Annotated in this window: 13 protein-coding genes; 6 read left to right on the top strand and 7 right to left on the bottom strand. The window is 63.6% G+C overall.

Annotated elements, in window-relative coordinates; translation table 11 throughout:
- Nucleotides 1-5: 5 nt before the first annotated feature.
- Nucleotides 6-1,901, bottom strand: a complete 1,896-nt coding sequence (gene glmS, locus FDM28_RS06765) for a glutamine--fructose-6-phosphate transaminase (isomerizing) (RefSeq protein WP_138514405.1) — start codon at nucleotides 1,899-1,901, stop codon at nucleotides 6-8.
- 135 nt (nucleotides 1,902-2,036) lie between these two features.
- Between glmS and FDM28_RS06760 the strand changes: the two genes are divergently transcribed.
- The gene (locus FDM28_RS06760; protein ID WP_138514403.1) at nucleotides 2,037-2,519 is read left to right on the top strand and encodes an Lrp/AsnC family transcriptional regulator; all 483 of its coding nucleotides are present in this window, start codon (nucleotides 2,037-2,039) and stop codon (nucleotides 2,517-2,519) included.
- Here the strand turns inward: FDM28_RS06760 and FDM28_RS06755 are convergent.
- Nucleotides 2,516-3,454 (bottom strand): LysR family transcriptional regulator, encoded by a 939-nt coding sequence (locus FDM28_RS06755; RefSeq protein ID WP_138514401.1) that lies wholly within the window; start codon nucleotides 3,452-3,454, stop codon nucleotides 2,516-2,518. The two genes, FDM28_RS06760 and FDM28_RS06755, sit on opposite strands and share 4 nt — an antisense overlap.
- Before the next feature lie 205 nt (nucleotides 3,455-3,659).
- Here FDM28_RS06755 and FDM28_RS06750 point away from each other — a divergent pair, with 205 nt between their 5' ends.
- Nucleotides 3,660-3,857 carry a hypothetical protein gene (locus FDM28_RS06750; protein WP_138514400.1) on the top strand — a complete coding sequence of 66 codons (198 nt, stop codon included), beginning with the start codon at nucleotides 3,660-3,662 and terminating at the stop codon, nucleotides 3,855-3,857.
- 62 nt (nucleotides 3,858-3,919) lie between these two features.
- Here the strand turns inward: FDM28_RS06750 and FDM28_RS06745 are convergent, their stop codons facing one another.
- Nucleotides 3,920-4,675, bottom strand: a complete 756-nt coding sequence (locus FDM28_RS06745; protein ID WP_138514398.1) for a sensor histidine kinase — start codon at nucleotides 4,673-4,675, stop codon at nucleotides 3,920-3,922.
- 5 nt (nucleotides 4,676-4,680) lie between these two features.
- Nucleotides 4,681-6,120, bottom strand: a complete 1,440-nt coding sequence (glmU, locus tag FDM28_RS06740) for a bifunctional UDP-N-acetylglucosamine diphosphorylase/glucosamine-1-phosphate N-acetyltransferase GlmU (RefSeq protein WP_138514396.1) — start codon at nucleotides 6,118-6,120, stop codon at nucleotides 4,681-4,683.
- A gap of 100 nt (nucleotides 6,121-6,220) precedes the next feature.
- Between glmU and FDM28_RS06735 the strand changes: the two genes are divergently transcribed.
- A complete protein-coding gene (locus FDM28_RS06735; protein ID WP_138514393.1) occupies nucleotides 6,221-6,607 on the top strand; it encodes a TfoX/Sxy family protein in 387 nt (128 codons plus the stop codon).
- On the opposite strand, the gene FDM28_RS06730 is transcribed toward FDM28_RS06735, so the two are convergent.
- A complete protein-coding gene (locus tag FDM28_RS06730) occupies nucleotides 6,576-7,187 on the bottom strand; it encodes a 5-formyltetrahydrofolate cyclo-ligase (RefSeq protein ID WP_240791930.1) in 612 nt (203 codons plus the stop codon). The two genes, FDM28_RS06735 and FDM28_RS06730, sit on opposite strands and share 32 nt — an antisense overlap.
- Here FDM28_RS06730 and FDM28_RS06725 point away from each other — a divergent pair.
- Entirely contained in the window at nucleotides 7,186-9,183 is a 1,998-nt protein-coding gene (locus FDM28_RS06725; protein WP_138514391.1) for a lytic transglycosylase domain-containing protein, read from the top strand. The two genes, FDM28_RS06730 and FDM28_RS06725, sit on opposite strands and share 2 nt — an antisense overlap.
- Here FDM28_RS06725 and FDM28_RS06720 read toward each other — a convergent pair.
- Nucleotides 9,180-10,985 carry a sensor domain-containing diguanylate cyclase gene (locus tag FDM28_RS06720; protein ID WP_138514389.1) on the bottom strand — a complete coding sequence of 602 codons (1,806 nt, stop codon included), beginning with the start codon at nucleotides 10,983-10,985 and terminating at the stop codon, nucleotides 9,180-9,182. The genes FDM28_RS06725 and FDM28_RS06720 overlap by 4 nt on opposite strands.
- The gene (locus tag FDM28_RS06715; RefSeq protein WP_138514387.1) at nucleotides 10,975-11,865 is read right to left on the bottom strand and encodes a transporter substrate-binding domain-containing protein; all 891 of its coding nucleotides are present in this window, start codon (nucleotides 11,863-11,865) and stop codon (nucleotides 10,975-10,977) included. Before FDM28_RS06715 ends, FDM28_RS06720 begins: the two co-directional genes overlap by 11 nt.
- 131 nt (nucleotides 11,866-11,996) lie before the next feature.
- Between FDM28_RS06715 and FDM28_RS06710 the strand changes: the two genes are divergently transcribed.
- Both FDM28_RS06710 and FDM28_RS06705 read left to right on the top strand, forming a co-directional pair.
- Entirely contained in the window at nucleotides 11,997-12,680 is a 684-nt protein-coding gene (locus FDM28_RS06710) for a glutathione S-transferase family protein (RefSeq protein ID WP_138514385.1), read from the top strand.
- On the top strand, nucleotides 12,680-13,978 hold the full coding sequence (locus FDM28_RS06705) for a multifunctional CCA addition/repair protein (RefSeq protein ID WP_138514383.1): 1,299 nt from the start codon (nucleotides 12,680-12,682) through the stop codon (nucleotides 13,976-13,978). Before FDM28_RS06710 ends, FDM28_RS06705 begins: the two co-directional genes overlap by 1 nt.
- The last annotated feature ends 8 nt before the right edge of the window (nucleotides 13,979-13,986 follow it).

Here is a 13,986-nt window from a genome sequence, read left to right as displayed (position 1 = left end):
GTGACTTACTCGACCGTCACGCTCTTGGCGAGGTTACGGGGCTTGTCCACGTCCGTCCCCCGCGCACAGGCCGTGTGGTACGACAGCATTTGCAAGGGCACCACGTGCAGCAACGGCGACAACTCGCCGTAGTGCTCCGGCATGCGGATGACATGCAAGCCTTCACCGCTTTCGATTTTGGTGTCCGCATCCGCCAGCACATACAACACGCCGCCACGGGCCCGCACTTCGTGCATATTGCTTTTGAGCTTTTCGAGCAGCGCGTCGTTGGGGGCCACGGTAACAACCGGCATCTCGCTGGTCACCAGGGCCAGGGGGCCGTGCTTGAGTTCGCCGGCGGCATAGGCCTCGGCATGGATGTAGGTGATTTCCTTGAGTTTCAAGGCACCTTCCATCGCAATCGGGAAGTGCAAGCCCCGGCCCAGAAACAGCGCGTTTTCTTTTTTCGCAAAGTCGTCGGCCCATGCCATCACCTGGGGCTCCAGTGCCAGCACGGCCTGCAAGGCAGCCGGCAGATGGCGCATGGCCTTGAGGTGGCGCGCTTCTTCCGCATCGCTCAAGCGGCCCTTGGCTTGGGCCAGGCACAAAGTCAGCAAAAACAAGCCGGCCAGCTGGGTGGTGAAGGCCTTGGTCGAGGCCACGCCGATTTCAACGCCCGCGCGGGTCACATACGCCAGACTGCACTCGCGCACCATGGCGCTGGTAGCCACGTTGCAAATGGTGAGGGTGTGCTTCATGCCCAGGCTCTGCGCATGGCGCAGCGCAGCCAGCGTGTCGGCAGTTTCACCACTTTGGGTGATGGTGACGACCAAGGTATTGGGGTTGGGCACCGAGTCGCGGTAGCGGTACTCGCTGGCGACCTCTACATTGCAAGGCACTTTGGCGATGCTCTCGATCCAGTACTTGGCCGCGCAGCCGCTGTAGTAGCTGGTACCGCACGCCAGGATGAGCACATTGTCGATTTGCTTGAACACGCGGGCGGCGTTCTCGCCGGGCGCGTGGTTGCCTTGCTGGTCAAACAGCTCGGGCACGATGCCCTCCACGCCTTCCAGCGTGTCGGCAATGGCACGCGGCTGCTCAAAAATTTCTTTCTGCATGTAGTGGCGGTAGGGGCCCAACTCGGCCGCACCGCTGTGAGCCACCACAGTTTTCACCGGGCGCTGCGCGGATGTGAGTGCCTTGTGGGCCTTGTCCACCACCCAGTATTTGCCGAGCTGCAAGTCCACCACATCGCCTTCTTCCAGGTACACGATCTGGTCGGTCACGCCGGCAAGGGCCATGGCATCGCTGGCCAAAAAGTGCTCTTGCCCGTCTTTGCCCACACCCAAAATCAAGGGGGAGCCAGCCCGCGCGCCCACCAGGCGCTGGGGCTCGTCTTTGCAAAACACCGCAATCGCATACGCGCCGTGCAATTGCAAGACAGCGGCTTTCACCGCCTCAAACAAATCGCCGTCGTAGAGGCTGTCGATCAGGTGGGCAATGACCTCGGTATCCGTCTGGCTGTGGAACACATAGCCCTTGGCCTTCAAGGCTGCGCGCAGCTCGTCGTGGTTTTCAATGATGCCGTTGTGCACCAAAGCCACGCGGCCAGGCTTGCTGTCCGCATCAACACCGGGGCCGTGGCTGAAATGGGGGTGTGCGTTGTGCACCACGGGCGCACCGTGCGTGGCCCAGCGGGTGTGGGCAATGCCCAGGTGGCCCTGCACCTGGCCGGCGGCTACCTGCTCCATCAACTCCGCCACACGGGAGGTGCTGCGGGCCCGGCGCAAACCGGCTTGACCGTCTTGGGCATACACCGCCACGCCGCACGAGTCGTAGCCGCGGTACTCCAAACGCTCCAAACCTTGCACCAGCACAGGAACAATATTGCGGGTCGAAACCGCGCCGACGATGCCACACATACGCGCACTCCTTATGAATCAATGGAGTGAATGGTAGGGGTTTGAAGAAAAATTATTCATTGAATTGCATTCATTTATGAACGAAAATTTCATCAATTACCCACAATGAAATTTAAGTTCATTATTTTCAAATAAATGAAATCCATAGAGCTCGATGCTATCGACCTGCAGTTGCTCGCCCAGTTGCAAATCGACGCGGCCCAAAGCAACCAGGAGCTGGCCGACAAAGTGCACACCTCACCGCCCACCTGCCTGCGCCGCGTCAAACGGCTGCGGGATGCGGGCCTGATTGAAAAGCAGGTTGCCATCCTGCACCCGCAGCGGCTGGCGGACGCCATTGGCCACGGACTCACGGCCTTGGTCGAAATCACCCTGGACCAGCAACACCACGATGCACTGGTGGCGTTTGAGGCCAAGGTGGCCACCGAGCCCGCCGTGCAACAGTGCTACCGCGTGTCGCCGGGGCCGGACTTCGTACTGGTGGTGCACACCAAAGACATGCCGGGCTACCAAGCCCTGACGCAACGCCTCTTCACCCAGGATGCGAATGTGCGCAACGTGAAAACCTTTTTCAGCGTGCACCGCAGCAAATTCGGGGCGGAGCTGCCGCTGGCTTAGCGGGCCAAGCCGCCACACACATCGTTGGCGCCAGCCAGCATCAGCGCGGTTTGCTCGGTGAGGTAGTCCAGAAACACCCGCGTCCTGCGCGGCAGGTATTGCCGGCTGGGCAGCGCGGCATACAGGTGCAACTGCCCGGCCACCCAAGGCGCCAACACCCGCACCAACTCGCCTGTGGCCAAAAACGGCGCCACCAACTCCACGGTGCAGGGGGTGATGCCCGCGCCATCCAGCGTGGCGCTGATCAGCGTTTCAATGTGGTTCGAGGTGAGCACCGGCGAGAGGTTGAGGTCCAGCGTCTCTTCGGGGTGGTCTTCATTGCGCAAATGCCAGCGCCGGTGCCGGGCGATACCGCCTTTGAGCTCCAGGCAGTCATGTGACTCTAGATCGTTCGGGTGCTGGGGAATGCCCTTGCGCTGCAGGTACTGCGGCGTTGCCACCAGAATACCGCGCGTTGAAGCAATCTTGCGGGCCACGATGGTGCCGTCATAGGCCTCGTCGGCGGTAAACAGGGTCACATCGTACGCTTCCACCGGCGGCTCGTCGAAAGACTCCACCTGCACATGCACCACGATTTTGGGATAACGGGCGCGAAAGCCCGCCAGCAGCGGGGCCAGCACATAGGTCGCCAGCACCGGGGTGGACAAAAGGTGCAGCTCCCCCGCCAGCTCCTGGGTGTGCAGATTGGCCAGCGCATCGGCCTCGTCAATGTCTTGCAGAATGGCCCGCACACGGGCCAGGTAGGCCTCGCCGGCCTCACTGAGCGACACCTTGCGGGTAGAACGGTGCAGCAAGCGCGTGCCCAAGTGCTCCTCCAGGTCCGCCACCAGGCGGGTGACCACGGCGGGCGACATTTCCAAGGCACGTGCCGCCGAGGCGAAGCCGCCTTCGTCAATCACTTTTTGAAACACGCGCATCGATAGCAATCGGTCCATGGCAGGGCTCCGGTGAGATTCAAGAGGCCAATTATTTCCAAAACAGCAATAACCATGTGCTGATTTGGTTATTTATCTTTGAATTCAGAAATTTTACAGTTCATCCCATCGACGAGACGCCTTTTGTTAAACGCCCCATCGATGCTGTTCAGACGGTCTGAAACCCGCCGGAGCGGAATCTTCAACTTTGGAAAGGAACTTCATCATGAACAAGACAACTTTTGCTGCCATCACTCTGGTTTTGAGCTCTGTATTCGCCGGCCAGGCATTTGCCGCTGACGCTGCTGCGGACAGCAAGGCTGCCGACCAGCAAGCCACCGCCCAAAAAGCCAGCGACACCAAGGCCAAGTCCGGCAACACCGCCGACGCGTTCGCTGAGCTGGACAAAATCAAGAAGTGGTAAGCACCGCCACGGCATGACTGCCGTGCAACTGCCCCACAAGCCCGGCCACCGCCGGGCTTTTTTTATGCCTGCTGCGCTGCAGGCAACTGCAAGAGAGCCGCCACACCGCCCTCGGGCCGCGCCAGCAGGTGGATGTGCCCGCCCAGTAGCGCCATCACGCGCTGCGCCACCAAGAGCCCGGTGCCCAGGCCGGGGTACTGCTTGGCCGAATGCAAGCGGCCGAACACCTTGAACAACTTGTCTTGCAGGACCGGGTTGTAGCCGGCGCCGTTGTCTTCCACCACCAGGCGCAAAACGCCATCGGGCAGCAGGTCCGCCGCAACGCGCACCCGGGCCGCAGGCGCTTTGGCGGTGAATTTGTAGGCGTTGTCCAGCACCTGCTCCAACGCCTGGCGCAGCAGGGCCTCATCGGTGTGCACTGTCAGCGCATCCGCCACCTCCAGCACCACCTCCACCGCATGCCCCGGATAGCGCGCGGTCACCTTTTGCACCACATTTAACACTGCAGCCCTCACACACACTGCGCTAGCAGCTACAGAAACCGTAGCAATGCGAGACAAAGCGGTGAGTGCATCCAGCTGTTTGCCCATCTGGTCTGCCGCGCCGCACAAGGTCTGCAGAAACTCCAGGCTCTCGCCGGTCAGTTGCGGCCCGGCCTCTTCTTCCAGCAGTTTGGCAAACGACACGATGTGCCGCAGCGGCGCCCGCAGGTCGTGCGACACGGTGTAGGTGAACTCCTGCAACTCCGCCCGGCTGGCAGACAGCTCTGCCTCCAGCAGGTCTACACGGGCCTGCAATTCGGATGCCGTGTCTGCCATGGTGCTCAGGCCTTGGGCTTTTTGGCGGGGCGGGCCCAGTTGGCAATGCTCACCTGCTTGCCGCGCGCCACGCTGAGAGCGCCGGGCTCGGTGCTCTTGGTGATGGTGGAGCCGCCGCCCACGGTGCCACCGGCACCGATGGTGACCGGTGCCACCAGCACGCAGTTGCTGCCCACATGCACGTCAGCCTCGATCACCGTGCGGTGCTTGTTGGCGCCGTCGTAGTTGGCGGTGATGCTGCCGGCACCGTAGTTCACCCGCTCGCCCACGGTGGCGTCGCCCAGGTAGGCCAAATGGTTGGCCTTGGCGCCTGCTGCCAGTGTGGAGTTTTTGACCTCCACAAAGTTGCCAATGTGCACCTCGGCACCCAGCTTGGCACCGGGGCGCAGGCGGGCAAAGGGGCCGATCAAGGCGCCCGCACCCACCGTCACGCCCTGCTTTTCGCCATCGATGTGGGTGAAGGGGTGAATCACCGCGCCCGCTTCAATCACACAGTTGGCAATCACGCAGTTCGCGCCGATCGACACGCCCTCACCTAGGCTCACCTGACCGGAGAACACGCAGTTCACATCAATGCTCACATCGTGGGCGCAGAGCAAATCGCCCCGCACATCAAAACGCGCGGGGTCGGCCAGGCGCACGCCCTCTTCCATCAGACGGTGTGCCTGCTGCAGTTGGTAGGCCCGCTCCAGCTCGGCGAGCTGTACCGGGCTGTTGACGCCCGCCACCTGCACCGCATCGGCAATTTTGTAGCCCACGACCGGCACGCCATCGGCCACCGCGAACTTGACCACATCCGTCAGGTAGTACTCCTGCTGGGCGTTTTTGTTGTCCAGGCGCGCCAGCCAAGCCTTGAGCCGGGCCGCCGGCACGGCCATGATGCCGCTGTAAATCTCGGTGATGGCGCGTTGGGCGTCGGTTGCATCCTTGTGCTCCACGATGGCCTGCACCACACCCTCGGCGTTGCGCACAATGCGCCCGTACCCGGCGGGGTTGCTTTGCTCCAGCGTGAGCAGCGCCAAGTTGTCGCCACCGCAGGCCTGAATCAGGTGGAACAAAGTGTCGGCCTGGGTCAAGGGCACATCGCCTGACAGCACCACCACCACGCCATCGTCCGGCAACACCGGCACCGTTTGTTGCACCGCGTGGCCCGTGCCCAGCTGGGGCTCCTGGCGCACAAAATTCAGGTCAAAAGTGGCGCTAGCGCCCATGAAACCTGCGCAAGCTGCTTCTACTTCTATAGCACCATGGCCGGTAATTACCACCACGCTGCGGGCGCGCAAGTCGGCGGCGGTGTCCACCACATGCTGCAACAAGGGGCGGCCTGCCAGCCGCTGCAAGACCTTGGGCGTTTTGCTGCGCATGCGGGTGCCTTTGCCGGCCGCCATAATGACCACGTCGACCGGTTGCGCCGCCGGATTGCTTGAAAAATGGGGTTGGGACATCACACACATGCCTTTGCTGAAATCGGAAACCAAGGTCTGCGCACGGGCTGCTGCCCGGCGCGGGTGCGCCATTATCGGCCGGTTGCGGGGCTGAACCGGCATGGCCAGCATCTCGAGTGGCTTTGCCGATTACTGCTGTGAACTGCTTTCCAGCCTGGGCCCGTGCCGCGCCAAACGCATGTTCGGCGGCTGGGGTATCAGCTGCGAGGGTTTGACGGTGGCCATCCTCGCCGATTTGGGCGATGGCGACACCTTGTGGCTCAAGGCCAGCGACACCAGCCGCACGGTGTTTGAGGCCGAAGGCTGCAAACGCTTCAGCTACACCGCCAAGGGCATGGAGCGTGGCATCAACTACTACAGCGCCCCGGCCGAGGCTATGGAATCCCCCGCCCTGATGCAGCCCTGGGCACGGCTTGCGCTGGAGGCCGCACTCGCCGCCCGCAAGCCGCCCCCAGTCAGACGGGCCAAACCACCCCGTGGTCGTTGAGGATGGCGTCCAGTGGTATGTCGTGCGGTTCGGGCTCGAAGTCGTCCACAAAGCCGCTGCCAAAACCCAGACCCACAGTGAACGGCTTGGGGCTCAGGCTGGCCAGCATGCGGTCGTAAAACCCGCCACCGTAGCCCAGGCGATAGCCACCGGGCCCGTAGCCCACGCAGGGCACAAACAGCAGGGTGGGCACGATCAACTCAGTATCTTTGGGCTTCGGGATGCCGTAAGCGTCTTCTTCCATGGGGCAGCCGGGGTACCAGGCGTGGAAGGTCATGGTCTTGTGCTCGCGGTTCACCACCGGCAAACCGATGCGGCGGGGCTGCGGCTGGTCAATCAGCTCACCGTCTTCTTTCCAGCGGTGCAGCGCAGGCAGCGGGTCAAACTCACCCTTGATGGGCCAGTAGGCGCCAATCACCGCGTCCGGCCGGCCGACCAGCCAGATGCGCATCACGCGTTGCAAAAGGTCGGCGCGCTGTAGGCGGTCCGGCATGGCCAAGCGTTGATCGAGCAGGGCCTTGCGAAGGGCTTTCTTTTGTGCAGCTTTGCTGTCGTCCGAGTTGTCCATAATCCCCAACATGCAGTTTTCAGCCATTCTGACATCACTGGCCCTGTGCGGTGCCCTGATGTCCTCCACTCTCGCTCCCGTTCATGCCCAAGGGCGTGACGTTACCCGCCTCGACGAGACCATTCTCGACCTCGCCCAAGCCTACAAAAACCGGGACCGCAAGCGCCTGAGCGCCGCCCTGCCCTCCATGCGCGGCTATGTGCTGGAACCCTGGGCCGCCTACTGGGAACTGTCTGCCCGGCTGGACGAAGCCGGCAAATCCGAAATTCAGGACTTTTTGAACCGCTACAACGGCACCTACCAGGAAGACCGCCTGCGCGCCGAGTGGCTGCTGCAACTCGGCCGCAACCGCGATTGGGACACCTTCGGCCGCGAATACCCGCTCTACCGCATGGGCGACGACAAGGGCGTGCGCTGCTACGCACTCTGGGCCGACTACAGCACCCGGGGCGTGGAAGTGTCCGAAGCGCTGGAGTCGGTGTGGTGGGGTTTGAAAGACACGGACGACGCCTGCTCCGGTCTGGCCAGCCAGCTCATCAAAGACAAAAAACTCAGCGCCCGCAGCGCCTGGGTGCGTGCCCGGCTGGGCATGGAGAACGACCGCCCCCGCGTCGCCACCCAGGCCGTGGGCATGCTGGATACGGACTACGTCAAAACCGTCAACACCATCTACGCCACCCCGGCCAAGTACCTGAACGACAAGTTCACCGCGCTACGCCCGCAAACGCGGGAATTTGTGTCGCTGGCTCTGATCCGTCTGGCCTATCTGGAGCCACAGGACGCCGCCACGGAAGTGGACAAGCTGCGCTGGAAAGCCCAGCTCACGCAAGAAGAGCGCAGCTGGATCTGGGGCGTCATCGGCAAGCGGGCCGCCCAAAAGCTGTCAGACGAGGCCCCCGGCTACTTTGCCAAAGGCCAGTTCAACCAGATGCATGAGGACCACCTGATTTGGGCCACCCGCGCTGCCCTGCGCGCGGGCCGCTGGAGCCAGGTGGCCGACGCCGTGGCCGCCATGCCCGACAGCCTGCGCAACGACCCGGCGTGGGTCTATTGGCGCGCCCGGGTACTGGCCCAGCGCAATGTGGAAGCCGCCAAGATGGAAAGCCAGAGCCTGCTGGAATCGATTGCCGGCACCAAAGGCTTTTACGAAATGCTGGCCCTGGAGGAGTTGGGGCAAAAAATCGTGACGCCGCCCAAGCCCGCACCACTGAGCGCAGAAGAAAAAGACCAGGCCAAAAAGAACCCCGGCCTCACCCGCGCGCTGCACGCCATTGCCATCGGCCTGCGCAACGAAGGTGTGCGCGAGTGGAACTACAGCACCAACCTGCACAACCGGGGCGGCCTGGACGACCGTGCCCTGCTGGCGGCGGCCGACCTGGCTTGCAAGGCGGAGGTGTGGGACCGCTGCATCAACACCAGTGAGCGCACCAAAGGCTTGGTCGATGTAGACCAGCGCTTCCCCATGCCGCACAAACAGGCCGTGCTGGCGCGTAGCCAGCTCATCAGCCTGGATCCGGCCTATGTGTACGGCCTGATCCGCCAGGAAAGCCGTTTCATCACCGACGCCAAATCCGGCGTAGGCGCTGCCGGCCTGATGCAGGTGATGCCGGCCACCGCCAAGTGGACGGCCAAGAAAATCGGCCTGAACGACTTCCAAGCCCACCAGATTACCGACCGCGACACCAACATCGCCATCGGCACCGGCTACCTCAAACTGGTGCTCGACAGCTTTGCCGGCTCCATGCCCATGGCGGCAGCCGCCTACAACGCCGGCCCCGGCCGCCCGCGCATCTGGCGCGGCCAGAGCGGCGCGCCGGTGCTGGAAGGCGCCATCTGGGCAGAAAACGTGCCCTTCACCGAAACCCGGGACTATGTAAAAAAAGTGCTAGCCAACACCACGCTGTATTCCGCCCTGATCACCGGCCAGCCCCAATCGCTCAAGGCCCGGCTGGGCAGCGTGGGCCCACGGGATGCCGCCACGCCCGAGGCCGGGTTGGACCTGCCCTAAACCTTGGTGCGGTAAAACTCGCAGCGGTTGCGACCGCTGCGCTTGGCGGCGTACATAGCCTGGTCCGCATGCATGAGCAGGGTTTGCGGATCGTTTCCATGGGCCGGAAACACCGCCATCCCCAAGCTGCCCGACACCTCAACCACCGGTGCATCGGGCCCGCTGCCCAATGTGCAGGGCTGGTTGATGGCTGCCATCAATTTGCCGGCCACGGCATGCAGCTCTTCGTGCCCCTCGACCGCGCTGAAAATCATCACAAACTCATCGCCCCCCAAGCGGCACACCGTGTCGGAGGCACGCAAAGAGGATTGCAGCCGTTGGGCCACCGCCTTGAGCAGCAGGTCGCCGGCGTCGTGGCCGTAGCTGTCGTTCACCTCTTTGAAGTGATCCAGGTCCAGAAAGCCCACCGCAAACACCCCGCTGTGCCGGCTGTGCTGCGCGCACAGCATCTTGAGGCGGTCTTGCAGCAGCACGCGGTTGGGCAAACCGGTCAAGGCGTCGTGCTCGGCAAAATGGCTGCGGGCCTCCAGGCGTTTTTTCTCGGTCACATCCTGCAGCACGGCCAAACTGCGCACCGGCTGGTGCTGCGAGTCGTACTCCCAGATGGCGGACAGCAACACATCGCACACGCTGCCGTCTTTTTTGCGGAGCTGGTATTCGATGTTGTCGCAGCGGCCATTGCGCACCGCCATCGGAATCACCACCTCCCGCGCTTGGCGGGCTGAATCGGGCGTCATGAAGTCGCTCACGTGCCGCCCCATGACTTCGGCCTCGGTATAGCCCAGGGTCTCCAGCCACAAACGGCTCATCTGAACGATACGGCCTTGTGCATCAATCGAGTGCAGCATCGCAGGCGTTTGGAAATACTGGTCTTTGGCCTTGGCCTCGCTGTCTGCCAGCACCTGCAAAGCCAAGCGCTGCCCCTCGGACATCACCGCCAGAAACAAGCCCGGCAACAAGGTGGCCAGCACGGACAGGTAAAACAAGGCGTCCCCCCACCAGCTGGAGGTGGGTGGCACCACCAAAACGCCTTGGCGTATCAGCACCGCCATGCACACCGCCAGCAAGGCGTTGGCCGCAAACGTGGCCACCAAGCCGGTGCGCGCGGCCATCCACACCATGGGCGCGCCCATGATCACAAAGGGTTTTGGCAAACTGGTCGCCGCCCAGAGGGTGACGGCCAAGCCGGCAAACAACATGCCCAACGCGTGGGGCTCCAGCAGCTGTTGCAGCGCCAAGCGGGTGCGCTTGGCACTCACCGCCAGCGCGAGCGGCAAAACCGCCACCGCACCAATGGTGTGGCCAATGAACCAGTTGAGCGACTGCACATGCCAATCGCCCCCTTCCACCGCCACACAGACCAAGCCCCCCAGCGGCGCCAGCACCGCTGCAGGCAGCAGCGCGCCGCGCAGCAGCACTTGGGCCAGCACTACGGCGCTTTGCCCGGCGCGGTAGAGGGTGGGCATGTAGGACAGCAGCACCGCCACCAGCACCATTTCCAGCACTTGCACCGGAGCATCCACCCCGATCGGGGCGTTGCCCAGCCACGCATTCACGATATAGGCCGCCCAGCTGGATGCCAGCAGCGTGGGCAGCATCATCGGCCATTGCCGGCGGGGCAAGCGCAGCAGGGCCACTGCGCCCACCGGGTTGGCCAGCCACACCATGACCTGGCCGTGCCGCCCATCAGACACCAGGAGGGACACCAGACCCACTAATCCGCAGACCAGTGCCCACCGGAGCATCCAGGGCACGCTGCGGGGCTGCGCTTGCAGCAACTCGGGGGAAGGCTCAGTCGGCATGCGTCTCTCGGGCTGCAGAGCGACGCTGTCGTACACGCCAAATCGCCCAACCCAGCGCAGCCAGCCCGGCAAACACTAGGGCCAGCTTGCGAACACCCGCGATGCGGGGGTTCTCATACATGAGGGTGTCGGTATCGATCCACCGGCGCAGCAGCACCTGGCGGGTAGCGGGCGTGAGCTCCTTGAGACCAGCGTTGAGTGCCGCACCGAGCGCAGTGAGCTCTTTGCGGTAGGCAAAACTCAGCTCGTACTCAAAAGGCAGCGCCTCCACCACCTGCACGCCCTGGATGCCGCGCAGGCGGGTGGCATCGCTCACGCTGGCCACATCGGCCACCACGCCATCAAACTCGCCCGCCATCAGGCCGCGCAGGGCGGTCAGGTCATCGGGTACGGCCACCCAGCGCACATGGGGGTAGTTGGCGTGCACAAAACCTTCCACCGCATAGCCCTTGCCCACCGCCACGGGGCGGCCGCTCAGGTCTTTCAAATTGGGGGGGGCTGCGCCTTGCCTTGCTACTAACACTGCAGGCACCTTCACATACGGCTCGGTGAAGGTTAGGTACTCCGCCCGCTCCGGCGTGGGCCGTAGGGAGGAAATCAAATCCACCTCGCCCCGGCGAGCAGCTTGCAGGATGTTGGCCAGGTTATCGGGCGGCAGCATTTGCACCTGCATGCCCAAATGGGGTTGCAGCAGCTCCAGCACGTCGATCGATAGGCCCTGCGCCCGCCCGGTGGCGCCGGCGCTGACAAAGGGCGGGTAGTCTTTTTCAGGGGCAAAACGGACGACTTGGGCCTGCCCGGGCGTGGCCCAGAGCAAAGCCATGGGAAGCCCGATGCTTGCCAGCGCGATGCGCCAGCGGGGGCCGAATGTGTACGCCATGGTGGGTTCCCTCTCGTGGTGTCTGCGGTGGTGCAGTGTCCGAGTTCTTGCAGTCAGTATAGAACCGGCCCCGCCACACGCCTAGCCCCTTTTGCAGGGTGCTAGCATGCCGTTTTGACCAAGGATTGCGCATGATCAAGCTCTACATCGGCAACAAAAATTACTCCTCGTGGTCTATGCGCCCCTGGGTGCTGCTCAAGCAGGCCGGCATCGACTTTGAGGAAGTCATGGTCCGCTTCGACTCGTTCGACAGCAGCTCCCAATTCAAAACCACGCTCGCCGCGCTCAGTCCCACCGGCAAGGTGCCTTTGCTGGTGGATGGCGATCTCGCGGTGTGGGACACGCTGGCCATCGCGGAGTACGTGGCCGAAGAGTTTCCCAACCTGCAACTCTGGCCGGCCGACAAAGCAGCTCGCGCCCGCGCCCGCAGCGTGTGCGCCGAAATGCATGCCGGCTTCACCGGCCTGCGCGGCAACTGTCCGATGAACATCGAGGCCTCTCTGCCCGACGTGGGTGCCCTGATCTGGCGCGACAAGGCGGCTGTACGTGCCGATGTGGCCCGCCTGAGCGCCATGTGGGAGGAGCTGCTCACCCAGTACAGCGGCCCCATGCTGTTTGGCCACTTCACCGTGGCCGATGCGTACTTTGCCCCGGTGTGTGCCCGCCTCAAGACCTACGCGCTGCCCGTGAGCCCGGCCGTTGCCGCCTATGTTGAGCGCGTGCTGGCCCTGCCGGGCGTGCAGGCCTGGATAGACGGCGCCCTGGCCGAGAAAGACTTTCTGGACTTTGAAGAACCCTACCGCCTGAAACGCTGATGCCGGCCCCCTCCACTCACCACCCGCACACCGGCACCTTTTTGGTGGGCGGCGCTGTGCGCGACGCGCTCTTGGGCCTGCCGGTGAAAGACCGCGACTGGGTGGTGGTGGGTAGCAGCCCGCAGCAGATGCTGGACGCGGGCTTCATCGCCGTGGGCAAAGACTTTCCGGTGTTTTTGCACCCGCAAACACAAGAGGAATACGCGCTGGCCCGCACCGAGCGAAAAACCGCACCCGGCTACCGCGGCTTTGCGGTGCACGCCGCGCCGGATGTGACGCTGGAAGAAGACTTGGCCCGGCGCGACCTTACTATCAATTCCATAGCTGCTCGCGCTCACTCCACGAGCGCTAGAGGCCTGTTTGATGCCCAAACACTGGTAGACCCTTTTGGCGGACAAGCTGACCTGCACAAGCGCGTGCTGCGCCATGTGACGCCTGCCTTCCGCGAAGACCCGGTGCGTATCCTGCGGGTGGCACGGTTTGCCGCGCGGTTCACCGACTTCACCGTGGCACCCGAAACCACGGCCCTGATGCACACCATGGTGGAAGACGGCGAAGTGGACCACCTGGTACCCGAGCGGGTGTGGCAAGAGATTGCCAAGGGCTTGATGGAGGCCCAGCCCTCGCGCATGTTTGAAGTGCTGCGCAGCTGCGGCGCCCTGAAGCGCCTGCTGCCTGAGCTGGACCGGCTCTGGGGCGTGCCCCAAAGCCCCGAGCACCACCCCGAGGTGGATACCGGTGTGCACGTCATGCTGGTGCTGGACCGCGCCGCCCAACTCGGCGCGCCGCTGGAAGTGCGCTTTGCCTGCCTGGGCCACGACCTAGGCAAAGGCACCACGCCCGGAGACGTGCTGCCCCGCCACATCGGGCATGAAGAGCGCAGCGCCCGCCTGCTCAAAGCCGTGTGCCAGCGCCTGCGCGTGCCCAACGACTGCGCAGAGCTGGCCGACGTGGTGGCCCGCGAACACGGCAACATCCACCGCAGCGGCTCGCTCAACGCCGCCGCCCTGCTGCGCCTCCTGGAGCGCTGCGATGCCATCCGCAAACCGGCCCGTTTCCGCCAGGCCCTGCTCGCCTGCAAGTGCGATGCCCAAGGCCGCCTCGGCCTGCACGACGCGCCCTACTCCCAAGCCCAACGGCTGGGGCAAGCCTTGGACTTGGCGCTGGCGGTTGCTACAGATTCGATAGCTGCTCGCGCAATCGCTGCGGGCGCTACCGGCCCAAAGATTGGTCAATTCATCCAGACCGCCCGTGCAGAAGCGATTGCCGCCGGGCTCGAAGCAGCGCCAGCCGCGTGAGGGTTGAT

The sequence above is a fragment of the Rhodoferax bucti genome (assembly GCF_005876985.1).
Classification (GTDB): Bacteria; Pseudomonadota; Gammaproteobacteria; order Burkholderiales; family Burkholderiaceae_C; genus Allorhodoferax; species Allorhodoferax bucti.
Note: the sequence above shows the minus strand (reverse complement) of the source record. Positions and strands in the feature narration are given on the sequence as shown.

Coding starts and splice junctions, on each gene's coding strand:
- FDM28_RS06730 (WP_240791930.1), bottom strand. CDS start 7,187: ATGTTGGGGATTATGGACAACTCGGACGACAGCAAAGCTGCACAAAAG.
- FDM28_RS06710 (WP_138514385.1), top strand. CDS start 11,997: ATGATCAAGCTCTACATCGGCAACAAAAATTACTCCTCGTGGTCTATG.
- glmS (WP_138514405.1), bottom strand. CDS start 1,901: ATGTGTGGCATCGTCGGCGCGGTTTCGACCCGCAATATTGTTCCTGTG.
- glmU (WP_138514396.1), bottom strand. CDS start 6,120: ATGTCCCAACCCCATTTTTCAAGCAATCCGGCGGCGCAACCGGTCGAC.
- FDM28_RS06750 (WP_138514400.1), top strand. CDS start 3,660: ATGAACAAGACAACTTTTGCTGCCATCACTCTGGTTTTGAGCTCTGTA.
- FDM28_RS06735 (WP_138514393.1), top strand. CDS start 6,221: ATGGCCAGCATCTCGAGTGGCTTTGCCGATTACTGCTGTGAACTGCTT.
- FDM28_RS06715 (WP_138514387.1), bottom strand. CDS start 11,865: ATGGCGTACACATTCGGCCCCCGCTGGCGCATCGCGCTGGCAAGCATC.
- FDM28_RS06705 (WP_138514383.1), top strand. CDS start 12,680: ATGCCGGCCCCCTCCACTCACCACCCGCACACCGGCACCTTTTTGGTG.
- FDM28_RS06745 (WP_138514398.1), bottom strand. CDS start 4,675: ATGGCAGACACGGCATCCGAATTGCAGGCCCGTGTAGACCTGCTGGAG.
- FDM28_RS06755 (WP_138514401.1), bottom strand. CDS start 3,454: ATGGACCGATTGCTATCGATGCGCGTGTTTCAAAAAGTGATTGACGAA.
- FDM28_RS06760 (WP_138514403.1), top strand. CDS start 2,037: ATGAAATCCATAGAGCTCGATGCTATCGACCTGCAGTTGCTCGCCCAG.
- FDM28_RS06720 (WP_138514389.1), bottom strand. CDS start 10,985: ATGCCGACTGAGCCTTCCCCCGAGTTGCTGCAAGCGCAGCCCCGCAGC.
- FDM28_RS06725 (WP_138514391.1), top strand. CDS start 7,186: ATGCAGTTTTCAGCCATTCTGACATCACTGGCCCTGTGCGGTGCCCTG.